Below are 16,821 nucleotides of genomic sequence, written 5' to 3' on the forward strand. Positions count from 1 at the left end.
GCGGCAAGCACGCGCGGCGGACTCAGTTGAGGGCGCGCCGCGTCGCGCGGAACTCGCTTGGGCTCAGGCCCGTATGGTCGCGAAACACCCGGCTGAAATGCGCCGGGTTGCTGAAGCCCCAGGACAGGGCGATGTCGGTGATGGCGCGCTCCTTGGGCGAGGCGCCTTCGGACGAGTGCCTCAGCTCCCGGATGCAGCCTTCCAGACGCAGCTTCTGGATGTGGCTGGACAGCGTGTGTTCCTCGTCGGCCCAGGCGTTGTAGAGGTGCCGCTTGCTGCAGTGGAGCGCCGCGGCCATGCGTTCGACAGTCAACGCGGGGTCGCGCAAGTGCAGGGCCAGGTAGCCGTGGATGCGCTCCTTCAATGCCTCGCGCTGGGTATGGCGGGTTTCATGCCCGGAGAGTTCGATCAGGGACAGCCGCACGAGTTGCGCGATGAGTTCACCCGCGCCGTGCGCGGCGTCGGCGCTCATGTTCGGCAGTTCCTGCAAGGTGCTGCGCATGGTCGAGAGCGCCACGCGCGCGATGCCGGTGGCCGCGCCACCTCGGGCAGCGCCCACGGTCCGGGCTACCAGGGGGTCCAGCCGCAACCCGCGCTCGATCAACGGCGTCTTGGGCAGCATCACGATCAGGTGCTCCACCTGGCCCGGGTTGTCCACGGTGTAGCTGCGCGTGGTGTCGTACAGCGTCCAGCTGCCCGGGCCGACCCAGGCCTCGCGGCCGTCCTGTTCGACCCGCGCGCGTCCTTGCAGAGGCGCGACGATCTTGAGGTAGCCGGGCGCGATGTCCGCGCGCGCCAGTCGCGCGGTGCGATGCACGCGATGGCGCTGGGCTTCGAGCCGCGTCAGGATGACGTCACCCGCGTGCGCGCGGGCGATGTGGCCATCGAAGGTGGTGTCGCCATAAAGGTCCGCTTCCAGTCCGCCAAAGAGCGTCCAGTTCCAGTCGCGCCAGATCGATGCGCGTTCGCTCGGGGCGTGGGCATCGGTGCTCAAGGTGGCGGCGTTCATGCGGGGCATTATGGGACCGCCAATCTCTCGGACAAGGTCGGCGCGGGTTAACCCCGATGCTTGTGCGCGTTGGGGCAATTACTTTGTGCACGCTCAGCAAAGCCGGGTGGCCCGCAGGCCCCTAGGATGCTGAGCAGACAAGATGGCCTGACAGACCAACAACCCCTGAGGAGACACAGCATGGCCCCGACCCCTGTTCAACAGCGCAAGCGCACCCTGATCAAGGGCGCCGCCGCAGCCCTCGGCGCGGCGACCTTCGCGCCCCAATTGCTGGCCAACAACGCACCCGTGCGCATCGGCTACACCATGGCACGCACGGGGCCTTGGACCGGTGGCGCGCAGACCAGCCAGGAACCCAATTACCTGCTTTGGGCAGAGCAGCAGAACGCCGCGGGTGGCCTGGATGTCCAAGGGGTGCGCCGCAGGATCGAGCTCATCAGCAGCGACGACCAGAGCAATGTGGAAACCGTCGTGCGCACCTATGAAAAGCTCATGGGCAGCGACAAGGTGGATCTGGTGCTGCCGCCCTGGGGCAGCGGCGCCAACTTCGCAGTCGCGCCGCTGGCCAACCGCTACGGTTACCCATTCCTGGCCCCGACCGCGCTGTCCAAGAAGTTGGTCGATCTGAAGCTGCCCTACTTCTTCCTGCTGCTGCAGCAGCCGGCGGCCATGATCGGCGCGTTGGTGGAACTGTTGAAATCGCAGGGCGCGAAGACCGCGGCGGTGATCTACGTCGATGACCTGTTTGGCCTGGAGAACTACGCCGCGCTGAAGGAAGCCGTGAAGGGCAGCGGCATCCGGCTGGTGGAGGAAAAAAGTTATCCCGGCAACACGCAAGACCTGTCGCCCGTGCTGCGCGCCATCAAGGACAAGAACCCGGATGCCTTCATCGGCCTGTCCTACCCGCCGGACACCATCCTGGCCAGCAAGCAGTCCAAGGAAGTGGGCTTCAATCCGAAGTTCTATTACGCCTCGGTGGGCACGGCTTTCCCGCTGTACAAGAACGTGATGACGCCTGCGGGCGCGGAAGGGGTGATGGGGATGGGTTCGTGGAACAGCAAGACCAGCCCTGGCGCGAAGGCCTACTTCGACGCGCATGTCGCCAGCCAGAAGAAGGAGCCCGACCGCTGGGCCAGTGGCGCGGCTTGGGCGGGGTTGGAGATTCTGACCAACGCCGTCAAGAGCGCGGGCCTGGACCGCAAGGCCATCCGTGACTTCGTCGCGAACAACACGCACCAGACCATCATCGGCGAGATCAAGTTCAACGGCAGCGAGAACGTGGGAACGCCGGGCACGGTAGGTCAGTGGCAGAAGGGCGAGTTCGAAGTGGTATGGCCACCGGCGCGCGCGACGGCGAAGCTCATCGCGAAGCCCAAGTGGTGAAGTGATCGGTAGTCCCCCCTGAGGCGCTGCGCGCCTTCCCCCCTGAACGCCAACCTTCGGTGGCAGGAGGGACGCAGCCAGTGGCCTGGCTAAGCCAGTTCCACGGCTGCCCCGGCGCATCAATTTCCCTTTCAGAATGTCCTTCACCGCCTGGTTTGAACTCATCGTCTCCGGTCTGATCACCGGGGGCATCTACGCATTGATTGCTCTCGGGCTGAACCTCCAGTACGGGCTGATGCGCATCCTGAACATCGCGCACGGCGAATTCCTCATGGTCGGGGCCTACCTGACCTGGTTGGTGCAGACGCAGTTCGGTCTCTCTCCGCTGCTGATGATTCCCGTGTCCTTCGCCGTGCTGATGGCGCTGGGCATGGCCTTGCACTTCCTCTGCTTCCGTCGCTTGACGCAGACTTCGCCCAACCTCGACGTGTTCGAGGCGCGCAGCCTGATGGTGGCCTTTGGCCTGATGTTCCTGGTGCAGAACTTCGTGTCCTGGGTCTGGGGCGGTGATCTGCGTGGTTACGACTACCTGACCGAGCCGGTGAAATTCGGCGGCATGCAGTTCGCGGCCAACAAGCTGCTGATCTTTTTCCTGGCCCTGGTGTTCGCCGGTGCGCTCATCGTGCTGATGCGCCAGACCCTGCTGGGCAAGGGCGTGCGCGCGCTGATGCAGTCGTCCACGGGCGCGCAGCTCATGGGCATCGACACGAAGAAGCTGCATCCACTGATGTTCGGCATCGGTCTGGGTCTGTCGGGCGTGGCCGGGGCCTTGCTGTCCATGGCTTACACCATCACGCCTTTCATGGGCCAGCCTTACACGGTGACGGCGCTCATCGTCATCACCCTGGGCGGCTTCGGTAGCATGGGCGGGGCGCTGGTGGGCGGCCTGTTCCTGGGCGTGATCGAGGCCCTGGGCATGCATTTCACCAATCCTTCGCTCAAGGCGCTGTTGTCTTACACGGTGTTCATCGCCGTGCTGCTGCTGCGACCCGAAGGCCTGTTCACGCGCAAGAGCCGCAAGGCCTGACGCGGCGTTGACCGAATCCTGGTGTCCGTGATGACTTCAAGACAAATCCTCATCCGCGACCTGCTGGTGCTGCTGGCCTTCACAGGGTGGGCCCTGGCCTTGCCGTCTTATGCCAGCGAGTTCGTATCCTCCATGGCCCTGACCTGCCTGATGTACGTGGCCCTGTCCTCGAGCTGGGGGCTGTTTTGCGGTAGCACGCGCTACCTCTCGCTGGCCACCTCAGCCTTCTTCGGCATCGGGGCCTACACCTCGGCCATGTTGCTCGGGGAATTCGCCTGGATCACGGTCATCCTGATCGGCGCCGGCATCGCGGTGGTCGTCGCCATCCTGATGGGCGCGGCCGTGCTGCACCTGCGCGGCACGTATTTCGCGGTGCTGACCTTCGGCATGACGGAACTTATCCTGCATGCCGTGACCTATTTCGAGAAGTCGGTCACGGGCACGGTGGGCCGGGTGCTGATGGTCGTTCCAGAGCGCGAGACCATCTACCTCACGGTGCTGGCCTTGGCCGTGCTGGCGGTGGCCGTGTCCATCGTCGTGCGGCGCACGCGCTTCGGCCTGGCCTTGCTGGCCATCGGCGCGGACGAGCAGCGCGCCCAGACCTTGGGCGTGAACACGCGCTTGGTCAAGATTGCGGGGTTCGCCTTGACGGCCGCCTTCGCGGGGGCCGTCGGCGCAGCCATGGCGGTGCGCTGGACTTACATCGATCCGCACACCGTGTTCAACCCCTTCATCGGTTTTCAGACTGTGCTGATCACCCTGATCGGTGGCGTGCTCACGCTCTGGGGGCCGCTGCTGGCAGCCATCATCTTCAGCGTGCTGGCCGAATCGCTGCGCCTGCAGTTCCCGCAGATCTACCTGATGTCGCTGGGCCTGTTGCTGATCCTTTGCGTGCTCTACCTGCCGGGCGGTCTGGCCTCTCTGCGCTGGGCTACCTTCAAGGGCTGGTGGACCGACAGCCGCGAGTGGGCCCGGGATCTGAAGCGCGACCTGTCCGGCGAGAAAGAACGCGAGAAGCAGCGTGCCTTGAAGCGCGCCAGGGAGAGCTACTTTGTCTAACCTCTCCTCCGTCCCAACGCCTGACACCGCACTGACCGCACCGCCCTCTGCAGGGGCTCCGGCCGCCTTGGGGCGGACCGGCGGCGATCGACGCCAGAACTTTCTGCTCGAAGCGCGAGACCTGACCGTGCGCTTCGGTGGCCTGACCGCCGTGGATGCCGTCAGCGCCCGCTTCATGCCGGGCGAACTGGTCGGCATCATCGGCCCCAACGGCGCGGGCAAGACGACCTTCTTCAATGCCATTTCCGGCGTGCAGGCACCGACCGAAGGCCGCTTGCTGTGCCAGGGCCACGATCTGACCGGAAGAGGGCCGCACCGGTACGCGGCGCATGGCGTGGCGCGCACCTTTCAAACGCCGCGCGTCTTCGCCGACATGACGGCGGTGGACAACATCGCCTTCGGTTTGAAGTTCGCGGGACGGCGTCCGCGCAAATACATCTTCTGGGGCGAGGAAAAGGACGTGCCCTGGGCGCTGCGTGACGCGGCCAGCATCCTGCAGCTGATTGGCCTGTCGGCGCAGGCCGACCTGCCTGCCGCGGCCATCACACCGAGCCAGCAGCGGCTGCTGGAGATCGGCATGGCGCTGGCCACACGGCCCAAGCTGCTCCTGCTCGACGAGGTGGCGGCTGGTTTGACGGAAGCCGAGATCGAAGACATGGCGCGCCTGATCGGACGCTTGCGCGACGAGCTGGACCTGACCGTGATCTGGATCGAGCACGCCGTGACCACGCTGCTGCGCCATGTGGAGCGCGTGATCGTGCTGCACCAGGGCCGCAAGATCGCCGACGACACACCCGCGAACGTGGTGCGCAACCCCGAGGTCATCGAAGCCTACCTGGGCGACGAGATGGCGGAACCTGCAACCGGAACCGAGGAGGCCGCAGCATGATGTGGTGGCGTGATACTCCCTTTGTGCTCGGCGACGCCAAGCGCGCGCACCTGCAGGTGCACGGACTTTCTGCGGGCTATGCCGCCTTCCTCGTGCTGCGCAATCTGCGTTTCGAGGTCAAGCCCGGACTGACGGTGATCCTCGGCCCCAATGGCGCGGGCAAGACCACCTTGCTCAAAGCCTTGATGGGGCTGATACCCCGTCAGGGTTTGGTGCTGCTCGATGGCGAGGAACTGCCGGAGAAGACACATGAGGTGGTGCGCGGAGGAGTGACTCTGGTGGCCGAGGGCCGGCAACTGTTCCCGCAGATGACAGTGCTGGAGAACCTGGAACTCGGTGGCTGGCTGGTGCCAAAGGCCGAACGCGTACGCCGCATCGAGCAGGTGCTGGCCGATTTCCCCAAGCTGCGCGAACGCGCTCAACAACTCGCGGGCACCATGAGCGGTGGCGAGCAGCAAATGGTGGCCGTGGCCCGCGCCATGATGAGCGCGCCCCGTCTGCTGATGCTGGACGAACCTTCGCTGGGTCTGGCGCCGCGCATGGTCGATGAACTGCTGGCCATCGCCCGCCGCATCGCCGATGCCGGCACCACGGTGCTGATGGTCGAGCAGAACGTCAAGAAGGCGCTGGCCGTGGCCGACCGGGGTTATGTACTGGAACGTGGCGTGCTGGTCGCCAGCGGTCCGGCGCGCCTGCTGGAACGCAGCAACGTCATCCGCGAGGCCTACCTGGGGGCGGATGCCGCCGACCAGACCACGGCGAGCGACGCCGTGCAGCGCCGCAAAACCCTCGCCACTTCCGTCGCGGACGCCGCGGCACCTGTTTAAGGAGAAACCATGTCCGATCTGTCCATGCTCATCAACGGCCTGAAAGTCACGGCCGAAAAAGGCGCCACCTTCGAGCGTCGTAATCCGCTGGATGGCACGGTGGCCACCCGCGCGCCCGCGGCGTCCCCGGCCGATGCCGTGATGGCCGTTGAGGCCGCCGCCGAGGCCTTCAAGACCTGGAGCCAGACCGGTCCGACCGAGCGACGCATGCTGCTGCTCAAGGCCGCCGACGCGATGGAAGCCAAGACGCCGAAGTTCATCGAGGCCGTGGGTGCCGAAACCGGTGGCACGGCGATGTGGGCCGGCTTCAACGTGCACTTGGCCGCGGGCATGCTGCGCGAGGCGGCGGGGCTGACCACGCAGATCGCGGGGGAGGTGATTCCTTCCGATGTGCCGGGCAGCCTGGCCATGGCCGTGCGCCAGCCTGCGGGCGTCGTGCTGGGCATCGCGCCCTGGAACGCGCCCGTCATCCTGGCCACGCGCGCCATCGCCGTGCCGCTGGCCTGCGGCAACACGGTGGTGCTCAAGGGTTCGGAGAACAGCCCGCGCACGCACCAGCTGATCATTGAGTCCTTCATGGACGCGGGTTTCCCGCCCGGCGTGGTGAACTACATCACCAATGCACCGGCCGACGCGGGCACGGTGGTCGAAGCCATGGTCGCGCACCCGGCGGTGCGGCGCGTCAATTTCACGGGCAGCACACGGGTGGGCCGCATCATCGCCATGACCTGCGCCAAGTACCTCAAGCCCGTGGTGCTCGAACTCGGTGGCAAGGCGCCCATGGTCGTGTTGGACGATGCCGACCTGGACGACGCGGTCAACGGCGCGGCCTTTGGCTGCTTTGCCAACAGCGGACAAATCTGCATGAGTACCGAGCGCCTGATCGTGGACGAGAAGATCGCCGACGCCTTCGTCAAGAAGTTCGCCGACAAGGCGAAGAACCTGCCCCTGGGCGACCCGCGCAAGCCCGAACCCGTGGTGCTGGGCTCGGTGATCGGCATGAGTACGGTCGAGCATTGCAACGCCTTGATCGACGACGCGCTGGCGAAAGGCGCCAAGCTGCTGTGCGGCGGCAAGGCCACCAACACCCTGATGCCCGCGACCCTGCTGGATCACGTCACGCCGGCCATGAAGATCTACCACGAGGAAACCTTCGGTCCGGTCAAGGCCATCGTGCGCGTCAAGGGGGTGGAAGAAGCCATCGCCTGCGCCAACGACAACGAGTACGGTCTGTCCTCGGCCGTGTTCGGCGGCGACATCGCACGCGCCATGAACGTGGCGCGGCGCATCGACAGCGGCATCTGCCATGTCAACGGACCCACGGTGCACGATGAAGCCCAGATGCCTTTCGGTGGCGTTAAGGCCTCGGGCATCGGGCGCTTTGGCGGCCGGCAGGGGGTTAACGAGTTCACCGAACTGCGCTGGATCACCGTGCAGACCACACCGCGCCACTACCCCTTCTAAAGAAGGCTCGCATCAAGCGACAGCGCGGGCCGATCTTGCGCCTGGGATGCTCACCGTACGGCAGTACGGCTGCGCTTCTCGGCGCAACCTTGAACTGCTTGCTACGGGTGCTCCGCGCCTTCTTGGAACCCAATCGGCGCGGTTTCTTTTGGGGCGTTCAGAGGAACATGCCGCCCGAGGCCTCGATGCGTTGGGCGTTGATCCAGCGGCTGCCGGGCGAGAGCAGGGCGGCGATCGCGCCGCCGATGTCATCGGGCTGGCCGACGCGGCCCAGGGCCGTTTGCGAGGCAACGAATGCGTTGACCTGGGCGTTGTCGCGCACGGTGCCGCCGCCGAAATCGGTTTCGATGGCGCCCGGGGCAATCACGTTGACAGCGATGCCGCGCGGGCCCAGTTCCTTGGCCAAGTAGCGTGTCAGCACCTCGACGCCGCCCTTCATGGCCGCATAAGCCGCATAACCCGGCAACGCGAAGCGCGCCAGCCCGGTGGACACATTGAGGATGCGGCCACCATCCTGGATCAGGGGCAGCAGTTTCTGCGTCAGGAAGAACACGCCCTTGAGGTGGATGTTCATCAACTGGTCGAACTGGGCCTCGGTGGTCTCAGCAAAAGACTGATGCACGCCGATGCCTGCGTTGTTGAGCAGGTAGTCGAAGTGCTCGCGTTGCCATTCCTCGGCCAGCACGGCACGCAGGCGGTTCACGAAATCGGCGAAGCCCTGGGTGTTGCCGGTGTCCAGTTCAAGCGCCGCGGCGCGGCGGCCCTGAGCTTGGTATTGCTCGCGGATCTGGGTCACCACGGCCTCGGCTTCGGCCCGTTGGCTGCGGTAGGTCAGGATCACGTCGGTGCCCTGGGCGGCCAAGGCGAGGGCGGCGTTGCGGCCCAGGCCGCGGCTGCCGCCGGTGATGAGGGCGATGGGGCTGGATGTCTGGCTCATGGTCATGCTCCTTGGTCAGTGAGGGTTGAGACAGGTATGACTTTATTGATGCATATGGATTGGATAAATTGGCTGAATTTGATAAATTTGTTCGTCAATAGCGAACAATCGGAGTGAGCAATTGGCACCAGCTACCCCAGCCACGTTGTCAACAGGAGCCCACCATGCTGCGCCCCGAGCAATTGCAGATCTATACCCGCGTGGCCGAACTGGCCAGTTTCACCCAGGCGGCGGACAGCCTGGGCCTGCCCAAGGCCAGCGTTTCGCAGGCGGTGCAGCAACTGGAGTCCAGCCTGGGGACGCGGCTGCTGCACCGCACGACACGGCGCGTGCAGACCACGCAGGATGGCCAGGTGTTCTACGAGCGCTGCAAGGATCTGCTGGCTCAGCTGGACGAGGCCCAGTCCCTCTTCCGCACCGGCGGCGAAGCGGTGCGTGGGCGCCTGCGCGTGGACATGCCCAGTGGCGTGGCGCGCCAGCAGGTGCTGCCCCGGCTCGGTGAATTCCTCGCGCTGCATCCCGAGCTGGAACTGGAACTCAGCAGCACGGACCGGCGCGTGGACCTGGTGCGCGAGGGCTTCGACTGCGTGCTGCGCATCGGCGCGCTGGAAGACTCGGCCCTGGTGGCCCGCCCGCTGGGGTACATGGCTCAGATCAACTGCGCCAGCCCAGCCTATCTGGCCCGGCACGGCACGCCACAAACGCTGGAGGACCTGGCGAAACACCGCCTCGTGCACTACCTGCCGACCCTGGGCGCGCGGCCCGGGGGCTGGGAGTACGTGGAGCAGGGCGCGGTGCGCACGGTGCCCATGGCCGGCGCGCTGACGGTGAATGACACGGCGGCGTATTCGGCCGCGTGCGTGGCGGGCCTGGGCCTGATCCAGGCGCCAGCCATGGGCATGCGGCCCCTGATCGAGCAGGGCCTGCTGGTCGAGGTGCTGCCGCGGTGGCGCGCCCCGGCCATGCCGGTGTCGCTGGTCTACGCCAACCGCCGGCAACTGCCGCGCCGGGCGCAGCTGTTCATGAACTGGCTGGCCGAGTTGCTGCGCGACAAGCTGGAGCGGGTTCCCGCAGATCCTGCGCCCTCACCCTTAGGCTGACCCGGCTTGCCCAAGGCCTGCGGGGTCGCCCGAGGCGGCCAGCTCAAGGCCGCAGTTTCGAGGCAGGTGCGCGCATTCCGACGGCGCGCCACAGCAGCAACGCCGCGTCGGCCTGGGTGATGCGCGGCCGTTGCTGCAGGGTGTTGAAGTCCTGGGCTTCGATCTTGTCGAGAATGCGCAGGCCACCTTGCACGACGAAGCGCAACTCCCAGGCCATGCGGCCGGGCACGCGGTGCACCAGCGGGGCGCCTTGTCGCATCAATGCACGCGCCCAGGCGCAGCAGTCGGAGATCAGGGCCCGGGTCTGCTGCGTGGGCCGCAGGGCTTGGAGGTCCGCATCGCTCACGCCATGCGCGACGCGGTCCGCCGCCGTCAGGTAGTGGCGGCCGCGCGGGATGTCGAGGCTGAGGTCCTGCCAGAAATTGATCAGTTGCAAGGCCGTGCAGATGGCGTCGCTTTGCGCCAGCGACGCTGCGTCGGTGACCCCGTGCAGGTGCAGCAGCAGACGGCCCACCGGATTGGCGGAGCGCCGGCAGTAATCCAGCAGTTCGGTGCGATCCGCATAGGCCGCTCGTGCACCGCCCTGGCGCGTCGCCTGGTCGGTTTGCTCCACATCCTGCACGAAGGCCGAAAGCAGATCGGCCAGCGGTGCTGGCGGAAGCTGGAAGTCATGGACGGCACGCCGCAGCGGGCCGAAGATGTGGGGCCAGCGCCACGGGGTCAGGGCAGGGGTGCCTGGCGCGGCGGGCGTGAAGCAATCCAGCAGTTCCGCCCGGTAGGCGGCCAAGTCGGCCAATCGCTGTGCCGCCGGGGCATTGCCCTCGTCGGCGATGTCGTCGGCCGTGCGGGCGTAGTGGTACAGCGCCCGGACCGGCGCGCGCAAGCGGGGCGGGCACAGCAGCGAGGCGACTGGAAAGTTTTCGTAGTGCTGGACGGAGGAAGCAGGGTTCACGACAGGGGGATGGCTTGACAAGCCATGGGGGTTTTAATAGATTACTGACTGGTCAGTCATTAGCACTCCATCAGCGGAATCATTCTCATGCGGCATCGTTTTTCATCTTCCTGGCCCCGGGCGGGCGGCATCGGCGTGGTGCTGATGGCCGCCTTTGTGCTGTCCGCTTGCTCGAAACCTGCCCCGGTGGAAGAGCCCGTGCGTGCCGTCAAGGTGCTGACCGTGGGGGTCAGTCCCTTGCTGGCCACGCGCGAATTCGCGGGCGAGGTGCGGGCCCGCACCGAGTCTCGCCTGGGCTTTCGGGTCGCGGGCAAGATCGTGCAGCGGCAGGTGGATCTGGGCCAGCAGGTGCACGCGGGTGACGTGCTCGCGCAGCTGGATGCGCAGGATTATCAGCTGACGGCGGACGCGGCCCGGGCCCAGGCTGCGGCGGCGCGGACCAACCGCGACCTGGCGGCGGCCGATCTGCAGCGTTACCGCGAACTGCGGGCGCAGAACTTCATCAGCGACGCCGAACTGGACCGGCGCGAGGCGCAACTCAAGGCGGCGCAGGCCCAACTCGACCAGGCCGAGGCGCAGTTGACGACGCAAGGCAACCAGGCCCGTTACGCCAAGCTGGTGGCCGACGCGGCAGGGGTGGTCACCGCCATCGAGGCCGAACCGGGCCAGGTGGTGGCCGCGGGCGCGCCGGTGCTGCGCATCGCGCAAGATGGTCCGCGCGACGTGGTCTTTTCCGTGCCTGAGGGCCAGGTGGCGACCATGGTCAATGGCATGTCGGTCCAGTTGCGGGTCTGGGCCAGCGGGGAGGTGCTGCCTGGCCGTGTGCGTGAAGTGGCTGCGAGTGCCGACCCGGTGACGCGCACCTTCTTGGTCAAGGCCAGCATCGAGGCGGCGGAGTCCGTCCGCAAGCTGCCGCCCCTGGGCGCGACCGTGGCGGTGCTGCCGGCCGCTGCCGCGCCGGCAAAAGGCCCAGGTGCGAATGGCGTTTTGGCGCAGGCCATCAAGTTGCCCAGCAGCGCGCTGCGCCAAGACGGCCAAGTGACGGCGGTCTGGGTGCTGGACACGGCCAGCATGACCGTGCGCTCCCAGCCCGTGCAGGTTGCGACGGCCGATGGCAACGAGGCCGTGATCGCGTCCGGTCTGCAGCCGGGGCAACTGGTTGTGGCCACGGGTGTCCATGTGCTCTCGCCCGGCCAGAAGGTGACGATCTACCAACCGAAATCAGCCCAGGCTGCGGAGTGAAGCGGTCATGACGCAGATGGAACCGAAAAAGGGCTTCAACCCTTCGCGCTGGGCCTTGGAGCATCCCGCGCTGACGCGCTATCTGATGGTAGTGCTGATGGTGCTGGGCATGGCGGCCTATTTCCAGCTCGGGCAGGACGAAGATCCGCCCTTCACCTTCCGGGCCATGGTGGTGCGCACCAACTGGCCGGGCGCGACGGCACAGCAGGTGGCTGAGCAGGTGACGGACAAGCTGGAGCGCACCCTGCAGGAGGTGCCCTACGCCGACAAGATCCGCAGCTATTCCAAACCCGGTGAGTCGCAGATCGTCTTCAACCTCAAGGACTCGATGCCCCCGTCCGAGGTGGCGGACACCTGGTACCAAGTGCGCAAGCGGGTCGGTGACATGCGCCATCAACTGCCGCAGGGCATCCAGGGACCGTTCTTCAACGACGACTTCGGCGACGTCTATGGGGTCATCTACGCGCTGGGCGCTGAGGGCTTCAGTTACGCCGAACTCAAGGATTTCGCCGATGACGCCCGCCTGCAACTGCTGCGCGTGCCGGACGTGGCCAAGGTCGAGCTGTTCGGGGTGCAGGACGAAAAGGTCTTCGTCGAAATTTCCCAGAAGACGGCGGCCCAGCTTGGGCTGGACATGAACCAGGTGCTGGCGCAGTTGGGGCAGCAGAACGCGGTTGAAAGCGCGGGCGCGGTGCAGACGCCGCTGGACGTGGTGCAGGTGCGGGTGGCGGGGCAGTTCAACGCCCTGGAGGAACTGCGCGCCATGCCGATCCGTGGTGCCTCTGGTGCCCAGCTGCGCCTGGGTGACATCGCCACCATCACGCGCGGTTACGTTGACCCCCCTTCGGTCAAGGTTCGTCACGACGGGCATGAAGTCATTGCCCTGGGGGTGTCCATGGTCAAGGGGGGCGACATCGTTGCCTTGGGCAAGGCACTGCAGGTTGTCGCGAAGCGCATCGAGCAGACTTTGCCGGCCGGCGTGCGCCTGATGCAGGTGCAGGATCAGCCGAGGTCCGTGACCGAGTCGGTCAATGAATTCGTGAAGGTGCTGATCGAGGCTGTGGTCATCGTGCTGGCGGTGAGTTTCCTGAGCTTGGGCCTGCACCGACGGGAGCCCCCGCTGGTCGGTCAGCATCCCTTGTGGCGGCGCTGGTATGTGGACATGCGCCCGGGGCTGGTGGTGGGCATCACGATTCCCCTGGTGCTGGCGGTGACTTTCCTGGCCATGAACTACTGGGGCATCGGCCTGCACAAGGTGTCGCTGGGTTCGCTCATCATCGCGCTGGGCCTGCTGGTGGACGACGCCATCATCGCCGTCGAGATGATGGTGCGCAAGATGGAGGAGGGCTACGACAAGGCCCGTGCCGCGACCTTCGCCTATGAAATGACAGCCATGCCCATGCTCACCGGCACGCTGATCACGGCCACGGGTTTCCTGCCCATCGGCATGGCCAAGTCTTCGACCGGCGAATACACCTTCGCCATCTTCGCGGTCACGGGCATTGCCCTCGTGCTGTCCTGGTTCGCATCCATCTATTTCGTGCCCTACCTGGGCAATGTCTTGCTCAAGACCAAGCCCACGCCGGTGGGTGCCGAGCAGCATGAACATTTCGACACGCCGTTCTACCGGGCCTTCCGCCGCGCGGTGGATTGGTGCGTGGGGCACCGCTGGCTGACCATAGGCGCGACCCTGCTCATCTTCGTGCTGGGCCTGGTCGGCATGACCCGTGTTCAGCAGCAGTTCTTTCCCGATTCGGTGCGCCCTGAAGTTCTGGTGGACCTCTGGTTCCCCGAGGGCACTTCCTTTGCCGCCAACGAGGAAGTGACACGTCGTGTGGAGCGGCGCCTCATGGCCGAGGAGGGCGTGGGCGCGGTCAGCACCTGGGTGGGCTCCGGCGTACCGCGTTTCTACCTGCCGCTGGATCAGGTGTTCCCGCAGACCAATGTCTCCCAGTTGATCGTCTTGTCCAAGGATTTGAAGGCCCGCGAGGCCTTGCGTCTGCGCTTGCCGGTCGTGCTGGCGCAGGAGTTCCCGGAGGTGCGCGGGCGCGTCAAGCTCCTGCCCAACGGACCGCCGGTGGCCTATCCCGTTCAATTTCGCGTGGTCGGACCGGACCCGGCCACCTTGCGTGCGCGTGCCGATGAAGTCAAGGCGGAGATGCGCGCGAACGCGAACATGCGTGGCGTCAACGACAACTGGAACGAATCGGTCAAGGTCATCCGACTGGAAATCGACCAGGACAAGGCGCGTGCCCTGGGGGTGACGAGCCAGTCCATCGCCCAGGCCACCAAGACCACCTTGGCTGGCGCAACGGTGGGGCAGTTCCGCGAAGGCGACAAGCTGATCGACATCGTGCTGAGACAGCCTCTGGACGAACGTGACGCGGTCAGCGATCTGGCCAATGCCTATGTGCCCACGGCCGCAGGGCGCGTGATTCCCCTGACCCAGATCGCCAAGCCGCAGTTCAACTGGGAGCCCGGTGTGATGTGGCGGGAAAACCGCAACTACGCGATCACGGTGCAGGGGGACATCGCGGAGGGCCTGCAGGGCGCGACCGTGACGACTGAGCTGCTGCCGGCGCTGCGGGCCCTGGAGGCCCGCTGGGCGCCCGGCTACCGCATCGAGGTGGCGGGCACCGTGGAGGAAAGCTCCAAGGGGTCCAGTTCGATCGCGGCCGGCATGCCGGTCATGCTCTTCATCACCTTCACCCTGCTGATGCTGCAGTTGCAGAGCTTCAGCCGCGCCTTGCTGGTCTACCTGACCGGCCCCCTGGGCATCGCCGGAGTGGCGGCGGCCTTGCTGCTGTTCAACCGGCCCTTCGGCTTCGTCGCGCTGCTGGGGGTGATTGCGCTCATGGGCATGATTCAGCGCAACTCAGTCATCCTGATCGATCAGATCGAACAAGACCGTGCGCGGGGCGTGCCGGCCTGGGACGCGATCGTCGAGTCCGCGGTGCGACGTTTGCGTCCGATTGTGCTGACGGCGGCAGCGGCCGTGTTGGCCATGATTCCCTTGTCCCGCAGTGTCTTCTGGGGGCCGATGGCGATCGCCATCATGGGAGGGCTGGTCGTGGCGACGGTGCTGACGCTGCTGGCCTTGCCGGCCATGTATGCCGCCTGGTTCCGTGTGCGCCGCGAAACACCCGCATTGCCGTGACCGGCGCCTGAGGGACGCGCCGGGGGCAGTCCGTTAGAACAGGCGCGGTGCTCTACGGACCCGGCGGGCGCAGCCGGGGACATCGACACGGTTAAAATATGCGGTTCACCGATTTCGTGAGGCGGTGTTGCAGGTCTCCTGGACTTGTGATGACCGCCTTTTGTTTTTCCTTGCGCGGGTGGCGAAATTGGTAGACGCACCAGGTTTAGGTCCTGACGCCCGCAAGGGTGTGGGGGTTCGAGTCCCCCCCCGCGCACCAGTCCGATACATCAGCCCGGCGCTTTACGGCGCCATGGCCCCTTGGGCCTTGTTTGAATTTTTTGGAGCACACCATGGCCGTTACCGTTGAAACCCTCGAGAAGCTCGAGCGCAAGATCACCCTCAACCTGCCGGTGGATGTGATCAAGACCGAGGTGGACGCCCGCCTCAAGAAGCTGGCGCGCACCGTGCGCATGGACGGTTTTCGTCCCGGCAAGGCGCCGATGAGTGTGGTGGCTCAGCGCTACGGTTTCTCGGTGCAGTACGAGGTGATGAACGACAAGGTGGGCGAGGCTTTCGCCGCCGCCGCCAACGAAGCCAAGCTGCGCGTCGCGGGCCAGCCGCGCATCACCGAGAAGGAAAACGCGCCCGAGGGGCAGGTCAGCTTCGACGCGGTGTTCGAGGTCTATCCCGAAGTCAAGATCGGCGACCTCGCGGGCGCCGAGATCGAGAAGGTCAATGCCGAAGTCAGCGACGCCGCGATCCAGAAGACCGTCGAGATCCTGCGCAAGCAGCGCCGTACCTTTGCCCAGCGCGGCAAGGACGAGGCTGCCCAGGACGGCGACCGCGTGACGGTGGACTTCGAGGGCAAGATCGACGGTGAGCCCTTCCAGGGCGGCAAGGCCGATGGCTTCCAGTTCCTGGTCGGTGAAGGACAGATGCTCAAGGAGTTCGAAGATGCCGTGCGCGGCATGAAGTCTGGCGAGAGCAAGACCTTCCCGTTGGCGTTTCCGGCTGATTACCACGGTCAGGACGTCGCGGGCAAGACTGCCGATTTCTTGGTCACGGTCAAGAAGATCGAAGCCGCGCACCTGCCCGTGGTGGACGATGCCCTGGCCAAATCCCTGGGCGTGGCCGAGGGCACGGTGGCGGCCTTGCATGCCGACATCCGCAAGAACCTGGAGCGCGAGGTCAAGGCCCGCCTGGTGGCGCGCAACAAGCAGGCGGTGATGGACACCCTGATCGCCAAGGCCGAGCTGGATCTGCCCAAGAGCATCGTCGCGGCGGAGTTGGATCGCATGGTCGAAGGCGCCCGCGCGGACCTGAAGGCCCGCGGCATCAAGGACGCCGACAAGGCGCCGATCCCCACCGAACTGTTCACGCCGCAGGCCGAACGCCGCGTGCGCCTGGGCCTGGTGGTGGCCGAACTGGTGCGCGCCAACAAGCTGGAAGCCACGCCCGAGCAGATCAAGGCCCATGTCGACGAACTGGCTGCCAGCTACGAGCGTCCGGACGAGGTCAAGCGCTGGTATTTCAGCGACAACCGCCGCATGGCCGAGGTCGAAGCCGTGGTGATCGAGAACAACGTCACGGAATTCGTGTTGTCCAAGGCCAAGGTGACGGACAAGGCGGTTTCCTTCGACGATCTGATGGGCCAGCCCGGCTGATCCCGGGCGTCGCTCGCGGGTGGGGCCTGAGCCGGGGCTTGCAGTCCCGGCGGCAGGCCCCATTTGCTTGAGCGGCGGCCTGTCCGCCGTTCACGGGCCTTGCCGGATTTCCGTTATATAAATGGCGAT

General features: G+C 66.0%; 13 protein-coding genes and 1 tRNA gene. 11 read left to right on the forward strand and 3 right to left on the reverse strand.

The features are described from left to right. Positions 1 to 22: 22 nt before the first annotated feature. A complete protein-coding gene (locus AZ34_RS07475; RefSeq protein ID WP_035611156.1) occupies positions 23 to 1,009 on the reverse strand; it encodes a helix-turn-helix domain-containing protein in 987 nt (328 codons plus the stop codon). Between the two features lie 180 nt (positions 1,010 to 1,189). On the opposite strand from AZ34_RS07475, the gene AZ34_RS07480 reads away from it, so the two are divergent. From AZ34_RS07480 to AZ34_RS07505, 6 genes are all read left to right on the forward strand, one after another. Further along, the gene (locus AZ34_RS07480) at positions 1,190 to 2,392 is read left to right on the forward strand and encodes an amino acid ABC transporter substrate-binding protein (protein ID WP_035606598.1); all 1,203 of its coding nucleotides are present in this window, start codon (positions 1,190 to 1,192) and stop codon (positions 2,390 to 2,392) included. 136 nt (positions 2,393 to 2,528) lie between these two features. Beyond that, positions 2,529 to 3,419: a branched-chain amino acid ABC transporter permease gene (locus AZ34_RS07485; protein ID WP_035606601.1), complete on the forward strand. Its 891-nt coding sequence runs from the start codon at positions 2,529 to 2,531 to the stop codon at positions 3,417 to 3,419. 30 nt (positions 3,420 to 3,449) lie between these two features. Further along, positions 3,450 to 4,478 carry a branched-chain amino acid ABC transporter permease gene (locus AZ34_RS07490; protein ID WP_035606605.1) on the forward strand — a complete coding sequence of 343 codons (1,029 nt, stop codon included), beginning with the start codon at positions 3,450 to 3,452 and terminating at the stop codon, positions 4,476 to 4,478. Between the two features lie 103 nt (positions 4,479 to 4,581). Beyond that, positions 4,582 to 5,367, forward strand: a complete 786-nt coding sequence (locus tag AZ34_RS07495; RefSeq protein ID WP_035611158.1) for an ABC transporter ATP-binding protein — start codon at positions 4,582 to 4,584, stop codon at positions 5,365 to 5,367. Next, the gene (locus tag AZ34_RS07500; RefSeq protein WP_051509608.1) at positions 5,364 to 6,194 is read left to right on the forward strand and encodes an ABC transporter ATP-binding protein; all 831 of its coding nucleotides are present in this window, start codon (positions 5,364 to 5,366) and stop codon (positions 6,192 to 6,194) included. The genes AZ34_RS07495 and AZ34_RS07500 overlap by 4 nt, the downstream gene beginning before the upstream one ends. Positions 6,195 to 6,203: 9 nt before the next feature. Further along, positions 6,204 to 7,658, forward strand: a complete 1,455-nt coding sequence (locus tag AZ34_RS07505) for an aldehyde dehydrogenase (RefSeq protein ID WP_035606608.1) — start codon at positions 6,204 to 6,206, stop codon at positions 7,656 to 7,658. Between the two features lie 157 nt (positions 7,659 to 7,815). Here AZ34_RS07505 and AZ34_RS07510 read toward each other — a convergent pair whose 3' ends face one another. After that, positions 7,816 to 8,601: an SDR family NAD(P)-dependent oxidoreductase gene (locus tag AZ34_RS07510; RefSeq protein ID WP_231495485.1), complete on the reverse strand. Its 786-nt coding sequence runs from the start codon at positions 8,599 to 8,601 to the stop codon at positions 7,816 to 7,818. Positions 8,602 to 8,759: 158 nt separating this feature from the next. Between AZ34_RS07510 and AZ34_RS07515 the strand changes: the two genes are divergently transcribed. After that, positions 8,760 to 9,695 (forward strand): LysR family transcriptional regulator, encoded by a 936-nt coding sequence (locus tag AZ34_RS07515; RefSeq protein WP_035606614.1) that lies wholly within the window; start codon positions 8,760 to 8,762, stop codon positions 9,693 to 9,695. Positions 9,696 to 9,738: 43 nt separating this feature from the next. Here the strand turns inward: AZ34_RS07515 and hpnC are convergent, their stop codons facing one another. Then, positions 9,739 to 10,647, reverse strand: coding sequence for a squalene synthase HpnC (hpnC, locus tag AZ34_RS07520; RefSeq protein WP_419670204.1), 909 nt, complete (start codon positions 10,645 to 10,647; stop codon positions 9,739 to 9,741). Positions 10,648 to 10,734: 87 nt separating this feature from the next. Between hpnC and AZ34_RS07525 the strand changes: the two genes are divergently transcribed. From AZ34_RS07525 to tig, 4 genes are all read left to right on the forward strand, one after another. Then, a complete protein-coding gene (locus AZ34_RS07525; RefSeq protein WP_035606621.1) occupies positions 10,735 to 11,889 on the forward strand; it encodes an efflux RND transporter periplasmic adaptor subunit in 1,155 nt (384 codons plus the stop codon). Positions 11,890 to 11,896: 7 nt separating this feature from the next. Further along, positions 11,897 to 15,046, forward strand: a complete 3,150-nt coding sequence (locus tag AZ34_RS07530) for an efflux RND transporter permease subunit (RefSeq protein ID WP_035606624.1) — start codon at positions 11,897 to 11,899, stop codon at positions 15,044 to 15,046. 172 nt (positions 15,047 to 15,218) lie between these two features. Then, positions 15,219 to 15,305 (forward strand) — tRNA-Leu (locus AZ34_RS07535). A gap of 73 nt (positions 15,306 to 15,378) precedes the next feature. Next, on the forward strand, positions 15,379 to 16,692 hold the full coding sequence (tig, locus tag AZ34_RS07540; protein ID WP_035606628.1) for a trigger factor: 1,314 nt from the start codon (positions 15,379 to 15,381) through the stop codon (positions 16,690 to 16,692). Positions 16,693 to 16,821 lie beyond the last annotated feature (129 nt).

Origin of the sequence: Hylemonella gracilis str. Niagara R (assembly GCF_000600295.1) — a bacterium.
Classification (GTDB): domain Bacteria; phylum Pseudomonadota; class Gammaproteobacteria; order Burkholderiales; family Burkholderiaceae_C; genus Hylemonella; species Hylemonella gracilis_A.